Below are 8339 nucleotides of genomic sequence, written 5' to 3' on the forward strand. Positions count from 1 at the left end.
CACTTTTTCGCAGCTCCAGCGCTTGCTGATCCAGGGAGACAACTGAATGCAGACTCAAAACCGGGTAAACCCGTGGCAGGACGGTCTTGGCCGGGTGAGTATCAGGGCAGGCCAGATTCTGGTGCTTCTGGCACTTTCGGCCATCCTGGTCTACGGGCTCATCCAGGTGCGGCTGGTGGTCATCCCCCTGCTGCTGGCACTGATTCTGGCGGCTGCCATCGCACCGCTGGTGAACTGGCTCAGAAGGAAAGGCTGGCCCAGCGCGGCCGCCACCGGCTTCTCCTTCCTCTTGCTCCTGCTGACCCTGGGTGGACTGGTCACGGCCATTGTTTTCGCCGTGATCGGCCAGGCGGGGGAACTGGGACGCAGCGCGACGGAGGGGTTCGACCAGGTCTACGGCTTCGTCCGGAACGGCCCGATTCCCATCGATGACCAACAGATCCAGCAGGCACGTGACGCCGTGCTGGACTTCGTCACCAGCAGTACGGCGGGCGCCGGTGTTGTCACCGGCCTCAGCGCGGCAGGGACGTTCATCACCGGTGCCCTGCTCATGGCCGTGATCCTTTTCTTCTTCCTCAAGGACGGAGAACGCATCTGGGCGTTCGTCCTGCGCGCTTTCAAGGGCACGCGGCTGGTCAAAGCGAGGCGCGTGGGGCAGGACAGCCTCGCGGTGCTTGGCGGGTATGTCCGGGGAACGGCCATCGTGGCCGTCGTCGATGCCGTCTTCATCGGGTTGGCGCTGGTAATCCTCGGAGTTCCGCTCGCCCTGCCGCTGGCCGCCATCGTGTTCATCGGCGCCTTCATCCCGCTGGTGGGAGCCACCCTCGCCGGCGTGCTGGCTGCCCTCGTGGCGCTGGTGGCCAACGGGCCTGTCACGGCCCTGATCGTGATCATTGTCGTCATTGTTGTCAACCAGCTTGAAGGCAACTTCCTGCAGCCGGTGGTCATGGGGCGCACTCTCAGCGTGCACGCCCTGGTCATCCTGCTGGCACTCACAGCCGGTACCATCCTGGCGGGCATTATCGGCGCCATCCTCTCCGTTCCCCTGGCGGCCGTTATCTGGGCCGCGATCAAAGCATGGAACGAAAAATCAGACGATGAAATCACGGCGGAGGATGTTTCCAGAGCCGAGCAGGACACCGCCCGGGATTCCCACGGCCAGCTGTCCGCCACCGCGGCAACGGACCAGCCTTCGCGGGAACCGGCGGCATCCCACAGCGGCGCGGGCCAGGGAACCGAGGAATAGGTGAACACACGCAGCGCACACTGGCTCGATGCCCTGCGGACCCAGCTCTGGCCGCTTCCGGCATTGGCTGTTGCCTTGGCCGTCGTCCTGGGCATAGCGCTGCCTGCGCTGGATTCGGCCGTTGACGGCGAGCTGCCGGACAGCGTCACGGTTTTCCTTTTCAGCGGCGGGCCGGAGGCTGCCCGGGCTGTCCTGCAGGCCATTTCGGGTTCGCTCATCACGGTGACCTCGCTGACGTTCTCGCTCACCGTGGTAACCCTGCAGCTGGCCAGCAGCCAGTTCTCGCCCAGGCTGCTGCGGACCTTCACCTCGGACCGGTTTGTCCACGGAACGCTGGCGCTCTTCCTGGCCGCCTTCGCCTTCTCCCTGACAGTCCTGCGCAGTGTGCGGGAAGAGGGTAACGGCAATACCGCCTTCGTACCTGAAATCTCCGTCACGGTGGCTTATGCGCTAGCCATGGCCAGCGTCGTCGGGCTGGTGCTCTTCCTGGCGCACCTCACGCGGGAAATCCGAGTGGAAACCATGATGCGCCGAGTCAACGTGGAAACCCAGGAAACCATGGACCGCGTCTTTCCCCAGAATCGACCCGCACCCCCGCCACAGCCCTTTCCGGCGTCGGGCAGCTTCCCCATCCGCGCCAGTTCCTCCGGCTTCCTGACCTCATACGTCCAGGGCGAACTCCTGCAGGCTGCGAAAGATGCCGGTGCCGTTCTTCGCATAGACCGGGAACCGGGCAGCTCACTGGTGCAGGGCGTCCCGTTTGCCACCGCCTGGCCCGTGGCGCCGGGAGCAACGTTCACCGCAGAAATCCGGGAGAAGCTCACCAAGGACACCAACGCCGCCGTGGCAACCGGGCATGAACGCACCAACGTCCAGGACGTGGGATTCGGGTTTCGGCAGCTCGTGGATGTTGCCGCCCGGGCGCTCTCCCCGGGCATCAACGATCCCACCACGGCAGTGCACGTCATCGGGCACCTCTCGGCGCTCCTGTGCAGGCTGGCGGAGCGTAACCCCGGACCGGAGCACCTGGTCGACGACGACGGCCGGGTCAGGGTGGTGCTGTCCCATCCCGGAATGCAGGACTTCCTCAGCCTGGCCATGGACCAGCCCCGGCAGTACGGCGCGGCGGACCCTGCCGTCGCCGCCCGCCTCCTCCGGCTCCTCCACGAGCTTGCGTGGTGCGACCGGACGGGCCAGTACCGGGCGGAGATCGTGGATCACCTGGGCCGAATGCGCAACGCCATCGGCTCCGCACACTATTCGAGCCCGGAACGGAAAAACCTGATGGACCTTTCTGATTCCATCGCAAAAGTAATACTCATGTGATCTGCGGAACAGGAATACGAAGCTAGGCTGAGTAAAAGCCCTCTACAGGAAGTGGTGATGGCCACACTGGGTTCGTCTGCGCTTGGACTGCTTCGCCGCCTTGTTGCGCTGCGGAGCGTTTTCGTATGGCTGCTCCTGGTCCTGCTGATTGCCGGCGCTGCTTCCTACACGGCCGGCAGCCGGTACGCCCTGGTTCCCGGGCACGGCCCGGTGCAGTCAGCGGGCGGACAAACCGCTGGCGAAGAGCCGCTTCAGGCAATAACCGAAGCCGGCCCGGCAGAGCCTTCAGCCTCAGCGTCGCAGTCCGGCCGGGCGATCCACGAGGCCGGCCCCTCCGAGCCTGCGGGACTCGAGAAAGAGGGCGAGCGGAGTAAGGCGCCCCGCGGCGAACCGGTCCCGGTGCGGACCGGAGCCGTGGATCCGCCGTCGCTAATCCAGCGGCTGCCCGGTGGCAGCCTCCATTCCAGTGACGTGCCGCCGGAGCCGGAACTGCCGGCGCTCACGGTGGTGGATCTTTCCATCAGCAGGACGTAGGAACGGTTCGCCGTTCCACTACACCTCTACCTGCTGTATTGACCTGGAAAGAGATACCAATGACACCTGTACAGTCCATGCTGGATGCCTACCCCAAGGATGTGGCGGGCATCGACAAAGCCAAGCTCGTGGAATGCATCCAGGCGTGTTTCGACTGCGCGCAAACATGCACCGCGTGCGCCGACGCCTGCCTGAACGAGGACATGGTGGCCGAGCTCACCAAGTGCATCCGCACCAACCTCGACTGCGTCGACATCTGTGCCGCCACCGGAAAGATCCTCTCCCGCCACGGCAATTACGACGTCGGGATCACCCGGGCAGTGCTGGAAGCATGCCGCATCGCCTGCCGTGCCTGCGCGGAGGAGTGCGGCCAGCACGCGTCCATGCACCGCCACTGCGAGGTGTGCGCTGAGGCTTGCCGCCGCTGCGAGCAGGCCTGCACCGACCTCCTCGCCTCACTGGACTAGGCGGGGGTGGCGGCCATGACACATTCACAGATTCCGCTGGCGGTTCGACGCGCCGGCAACCGGGGCGGAGCCCGTGCGGGGCGGGCGGAGGACCCGCAGCTGCGGCGGATGCTGGCCACGCACGTCCACTGCGGCGAGCCCATGCAGTTGGTAGCAGCGCCGAGCGATGGGCTGGCAGCAAAGAACGACGGCGGCCTGCTCACCTACCGGTGCGCGTGCGGGTTCAGCTTCGACCACTGGGAGGGCTGACCGGCCCCTGTCCAACGGCAGGGTTTTCCTTGGCGCTTATTGGGGGCGCCGAGGGCAGCCCGGCCGCGGCAGGGCTCAACCTTCAGTCGCGGCCGCTGAGCCGTTCGATGAGTTGATCGGCCTGGGCCAGGTTGCGGGCCATCTTGGCGCGCTCAGCCACGGCCTTCTCCAGGTACGCGGCGAGTTTGGCCTGCGCGTCACCGGCGGACCCTGTTTCCTGTGAGGAGAAGAGCTCGAGGATGTCGGCCATCTCCTCCAGCGAGAACCCCAGGGGCTTCATTTGCTTGATCACCATGAGGCGCTCGACGTCGTCCTCTGAATACACCCGGAAGCCGCCCTCGGTGCGGGCCGTGGCTGGAAGCAGCCCCACGTCGTCGTAATGGCGGATCGTGCGCAGGGACAAACCTGTCCGTTCCGCCAGCTCGCCGATATGCATGGTGGAAGTTCCGGTTCGTGCTGTCATTTCGTGGGCCTCCGTAATGTCCGCGTTCAACTCTACCATCACGTTAGGGTAGAGTTGTTTTCGGTTGGTGAGCCGCCTGAGCGCGCTCCCGGTATCCCGGCGCAAGGCTGCGCCCCTTCATTCTTCTAAAGAGCGGGGGCGCAGACGCGCGTCCTCCTGACCATGAACGGAGCCAGCAATGGCCGTCAAAACCGCCGCGGATGCCCCCGCCTACACACCGGAACAGCTCCAGTCTGTCCGGGAAACGTTGAAGTCCCCGCGACGGCTCAAAACGGAAGTCCTCGCCGGACTCGTGGTTGCGCTCGCGCTGATCCCCGAAGCGATCGCCTTCTCGATCATCGCCGGCGTCGATCCCCGCCTGGGCCTGTTCGCCTCCTTCACCATGGCCGTCACCATCGCCTTCGTGGGCGGCCGCCCGGCCATGATCTCTGCCGCCACCGGCGCGGTCGCTTTGGTCATCGCCCCGCTGGTGAAGTCTCACGGCGTGGACTACTTCATCGCCGCCGTCATCCTCGGCGGCATTTTCCAGGTGATCCTGGGCCTGTCCGGCGTGGCGAAGCTGATGCGCTTTATCCCGCGGTCCGTGATGGTGGGCTTCGTCAACGCCCTGGCCATCCTGATCTTCATGTCCCAGGTGCCCGAACTGCTGGGCGTTCCCTGGCTGGTGTACCCCCTGGCGGCGCTGGCTTTGGTGATCGTGTTCGGACTCCCCAAGCTCACCAACGTTGTGCCGGCCCCGCTGGTCGCGATCGTGGTCCTCACGCTCATCACCGTCCTGGCGTCCATCGCCGTTCCCACGGTAGGGGACAAGGGCGAACTGCCTGACTCGCTGCCGTCGCTCTTCATTCCGGATGTGCCGTTCACCCTTGAGACCCTGCAGATCATCTTCCCCTTCGGCCTCGCCGTGGCGTTCGTGGGGCTCCTTGAGTCCCTCATGACCGCCAAGCTCGTGGATGACATCACCGATACCCGCTCCCACAAGAGCCGCGAGGCCTGGGGACAGGGCGTGGCGAACATCGTCACCGGCTTCACCGGCGGCATGGGCGGCTGCGCCATGATCGGCCAGACCATGATCAACGTCAAAGCCTCGGGCGCCCGCACCCGTATCTCCACCTTCCTGGCCGGCGTGTTCCTGCTGATCCTGGTGGTGGTGCTCGGCGGCGTCGTTTCCGTCATTCCCATGGCCGCCCTGGTTGCTGTGATGATCTTCGTTTCCTGGGCCACGTTCGACTGGCACAGCATCCACCCGCGCACGCTGAAGATGATGCCCAAGAGCGAAACCCTGGTCATGGTGGCCACCGTCGCGGTCACTGTTGCCACGCACAACCTGGCCATCGGCGTCGGCGTCGGCGTGCTGGTGGCCATGGTGATGTTCGCCCGCCGGGTGGCCCATTTCGTGACGGTGGAACGGACGGTCACAGGCGTGGAAGGCCACGAAACTGCCACCTACACGGTGAACGGCGAGCTGTTCTTCGCCTCGTCCAACGATCTCTACACCCAATTCGAGTACGCGCTGGACCCGCAGTTTGTGGTGATCGACATGCACGCCTCGCACCTCTGGGACGCCTCAACCATCGCAGCCCTGGACGCCATTACCGAGAAGTACCGGCACCACGGCAAGGACGTGAAGATCATCGGCCTGAACGATGCCAGCACCACCATGCGCGAGCGCCTCGGCGGGAAGCTCGGCGCCGGGCACTAGTCCGGAGCCGGCTGCTCCGGCAGTATGGGACGAACGGCTACGGTGCACAGGGGGAATGGAGACGGCATGCACGGTCAAATCCCGTCGGACACAATGGAACTCCCGCCGGATTACCGGCCGCACCGGACCGTCAACCTCAAGAAGGACGGAAAGTTCCCGGCGGCAGTGCAGGGAATCTTCGTGCTGGTGGCGCTCCTGGCAGTTTCCGCTGCATTGCTTCTTGGCTTGCCGCTCGGGTCAGGCTTGAGTCCGGCGGTCACAGTTCCGGTGACCCTGCTCGCCTGCCTGGCGTACATGGCTGCGCACGAGGCGACCCACGGCGTCGTCCTGCAATTGCTGACCAGGGTCCGGCCCACCTATGCGGTGCGCTTCCCCTTCCTGACAACGGGGAACCGTGCCTACCTCACCCGGCGGACTGCCGTGGTGGTGGCACTCGCGCCCTGCATTGTCTGGGGAGGTGTCCTCCTTGCCGCACTGTTGACGGTCCCGGCTGACTACCGGATCACCACGTATGTCCTCCTGGCATTGAACTTTGCCGGCTCGGCCGGGGATTACGTTGAGGTCTACGTGGTTTCCCGGCAACAGCCTGATGCGCTGGTGCAGGACGATGGAGACAACATCAACGTATTCGTGCCGGGGAACTAGCGGCGTTACTGATGAGCGCCGCATACCTCCGTGGTGCGTCAGGGCCGGCCTAGGGGCGGCTGCTGAACCGCTCCGCCAGGTTCTTGGTGCCCTGGACGATGATCTGGTCGTCGTCGTACAGCACGGTCTGGGCGGTGGTGTGCTGCCAGGTTCCGCCCGGCCGTTTGACCGCCACGATGGTGATCCCGTACTTGTCCCGGAGGCCCAGCACGCCCAGGGGCCGGTCCCGGGCATCCGCCGGCGGCTGGGTGCGGACCATCACGAAGTCGTCCTCGAATTCCACGTAGTCCAGGATGGACCCGCGGACCAGGTGCGCCACCCGCCGCCCCATGTCGTGCTCGGGCCGGATGACGTGCTGCACGCCAAGCTGTTCCAGGATTTCCGCGTGCGGCTCGCTGATGGCCTTGGCCCAGATCTGCGGGTGCTTGAAGGTGAGCAGCCGGGAGGTGGTGAGGATGCTCGCCTCCAGGTCCGAGCCGATGCCCACCACGGCCCGGTCGAACTCGTGGACGGAGAGCTGCCGCAGGACTTCTTCCTTCGTGGAGTCGGCACGGACCACATGGGCCAGCCGCCCGTTGTAGGACTGCACGATGTCCTCGTTGTTGTCGATCCCCAGCACCTCGGTACCCTGGGCCTCCAGTTCCAGGGCCAGGGAGCCGCCGAAGCGCCCCAGGCCAATAACGGCCACGGAATCGGGGTGCGCGGCGCGCTCGCCCCTGCGGGTGAAGATGTCCTTAGCCAATGAGGGGCCTTTCCTTCGGGTTTTCGTACAGTATGGGGCGCTTCCTGAGGGCCAGCGCGGTGCCGAGCGTGACGGGGCCAAGCCGGCCGATGAACATGAGCAGGATCAGCACCACCTGCCCGGCTGGAGGCATTCCGGCCGTGATGCCGGTGGACAGCCCCACGGTGGCAAAGGCGGACACCACCTCGAACAGGATCCGTTCCTGGCCGAAGTCGGTGATCATCATCAGGAACATGGTGGACGCCGTCACCAGGGCGATGGCCAGGAGCACCACGGTGATGGCCTGGCGGTGAACGGCCCGGGAAAGGCGCTTGCCAAAGATGTTCACCGCGGTGTCGCCCCGGAGTTCCGTGGCCAGGATGAAGAAGAGCACGGCGAAGGTGGTGATTTTCAGGCCGCCTGCGGTGCCGGCCGGGCCGCCGCCGATGAACATCAGGATGTCCATGCCCAGCCAGGAAACGGGGTGCATCTGGCCGATGTCAACGCTGTTGAAGCCGGCGGTGCGGGTGATCACGGACTGGAAGAATCCGCCCAGGATGCGGTCCTCGGGCGGCAGTCCGCCCAGGGTGGCGGTGTTGGTCCATTCCGCGGCCGTGAGGAACACGGTACCGCCAACCAGGAGCACGGCGCTGCCGGCCAGGACGATTTTGGTGTGCATGCTCCAGTAGACGGGACGGCGGTACTGGCGGCGGAGCTCGAAGAGCACGGGAAAGCCCAGGCTGCCGATGATCACCGCGCCCGCGATGGGCAGGCACACCCACGGGTCGCCCACAAACCCCATCAAGCTGTCCGAGTACAGCGCAAAACCTGCGTTGTTGAAGGCGGACACGGAGTGGAACACCCCGTGCCACAGGGCCTCGCCGGGCGTGTAGCCGTAACCCAGGAGGAAGCGGAGCATCAGGAGCACCGCCAGGATGGTCTCCACAATGACGGTGATCAGCAGGACGCCGATCAGGACGCGGCGC

The 8339-nt window shown here is 65.5% G+C and carries 10 protein-coding genes; 7 read left to right on the forward strand and 3 right to left on the reverse strand.

Translation table 11 applies throughout. The annotated features are described in order from the left end of the window. Positions 1–46: 46 nt before the first annotated feature. From ACKAE7_RS14870 to ACKAE7_RS14890, 5 genes are read left to right on the forward strand one after another with little or no spacing between them, the layout of a single operon-like run. Entirely contained in the window at positions 47–1246 is a 1200-nt protein-coding gene (locus tag ACKAE7_RS14870) for an AI-2E family transporter (RefSeq protein WP_190613278.1), read from the forward strand. After that, positions 1247–2572 carry a DUF2254 domain-containing protein gene (locus ACKAE7_RS14875; protein ID WP_408979584.1) on the forward strand — a complete coding sequence of 442 codons (1326 nt, stop codon included), beginning with the start codon at positions 1247–1249 and terminating at the stop codon, positions 2570–2572. A gap of 57 nt (positions 2573–2629) precedes the next feature. Then, the gene (locus ACKAE7_RS14880) at positions 2630–3106 is read left to right on the forward strand and encodes a hypothetical protein (RefSeq protein ID WP_408979585.1); all 477 of its coding nucleotides are present in this window, start codon (positions 2630–2632) and stop codon (positions 3104–3106) included. 59 nt (positions 3107–3165) lie between these two features. Continuing rightward, the gene (locus ACKAE7_RS14885) at positions 3166–3573 is read left to right on the forward strand and encodes a four-helix bundle copper-binding protein (protein WP_188813408.1); all 408 of its coding nucleotides are present in this window, start codon (positions 3166–3168) and stop codon (positions 3571–3573) included. Positions 3574–3588: 15 nt separating this feature from the next. After that, positions 3589–3822, forward strand: coding sequence for a hypothetical protein (locus ACKAE7_RS14890; RefSeq protein WP_408979586.1), 234 nt, complete (start codon positions 3589–3591; stop codon positions 3820–3822). Positions 3823–3904: 82 nt separating this feature from the next. On the opposite strand, the gene ACKAE7_RS14895 is transcribed toward ACKAE7_RS14890, so the two are convergent. Next, positions 3905–4285, reverse strand: coding sequence for a MerR family transcriptional regulator (locus ACKAE7_RS14895; protein WP_408979589.1), 381 nt, complete (start codon positions 4283–4285; stop codon positions 3905–3907). A gap of 178 nt (positions 4286–4463) precedes the next feature. Between ACKAE7_RS14895 and ACKAE7_RS14900 the strand changes: the two genes are divergently transcribed. Beyond that, a complete protein-coding gene (locus ACKAE7_RS14900; protein WP_408979587.1) occupies positions 4464–5987 on the forward strand; it encodes a SulP family inorganic anion transporter in 1524 nt (507 codons plus the stop codon). Between the two features lie 66 nt (positions 5988–6053). Then, on the forward strand, positions 6054–6632 hold the full coding sequence (locus ACKAE7_RS14905) for a DUF3267 domain-containing protein (protein WP_363956799.1): 579 nt from the start codon (positions 6054–6056) through the stop codon (positions 6630–6632). Positions 6633–6681: 49 nt separating this feature from the next. Here the strand turns inward: ACKAE7_RS14905 and ACKAE7_RS14910 are convergent, their stop codons facing one another. Together ACKAE7_RS14910 and ACKAE7_RS14915 are read right to left on the reverse strand one after the other, a co-directional pair. After that, positions 6682–7374 (reverse strand): TrkA family potassium uptake protein, encoded by a 693-nt coding sequence (locus ACKAE7_RS14910; protein WP_188727027.1) that lies wholly within the window; start codon positions 7372–7374, stop codon positions 6682–6684. After that, on the reverse strand, positions 7367–8339 hold a 973-nt coding region (locus ACKAE7_RS14915), incomplete at its 5' end, for a TrkH family potassium uptake protein (protein WP_408979588.1). The genes ACKAE7_RS14910 and ACKAE7_RS14915, both read right to left, overlap by 8 nt.

This window comes from Pseudarthrobacter sp. NKDBFgelt, from assembly GCF_046097905.1.
In the GTDB taxonomy this organism is placed as follows: domain Bacteria; phylum Actinomycetota; class Actinomycetes; order Actinomycetales; family Micrococcaceae; genus Arthrobacter; species Arthrobacter polychromogenes.

What these genes read in the sequence shown, in the direction of transcription:
- ACKAE7_RS14870 (WP_190613278.1), top strand. Translation starts at nt 47, where the DNA reads ATGCAGACTCAAAACCGGGTAAACCCGTGGCAGGACGGTCTTGGCCGG.
- ACKAE7_RS14880 (WP_408979585.1), top strand. Translation starts at nt 2,630, where the DNA reads ATGGCCACACTGGGTTCGTCTGCGCTTGGACTGCTTCGCCGCCTTGTT.
- ACKAE7_RS14885 (WP_188813408.1), top strand. Translation starts at nt 3,166, where the DNA reads ATGACACCTGTACAGTCCATGCTGGATGCCTACCCCAAGGATGTGGCG.
- ACKAE7_RS14890 (WP_408979586.1), top strand. Translation starts at nt 3,589, where the DNA reads ATGACACATTCACAGATTCCGCTGGCGGTTCGACGCGCCGGCAACCGG.
- ACKAE7_RS14895 (WP_408979589.1), bottom strand. Translation starts at nt 4,285, where the DNA reads ATGACAGCACGAACCGGAACTTCCACCATGCATATCGGCGAGCTGGCG.
- ACKAE7_RS14900 (WP_408979587.1), top strand. Translation starts at nt 4,464, where the DNA reads ATGGCCGTCAAAACCGCCGCGGATGCCCCCGCCTACACACCGGAACAG.
- ACKAE7_RS14905 (WP_363956799.1), top strand. Translation starts at nt 6,054, where the DNA reads ATGCACGGTCAAATCCCGTCGGACACAATGGAACTCCCGCCGGATTAC.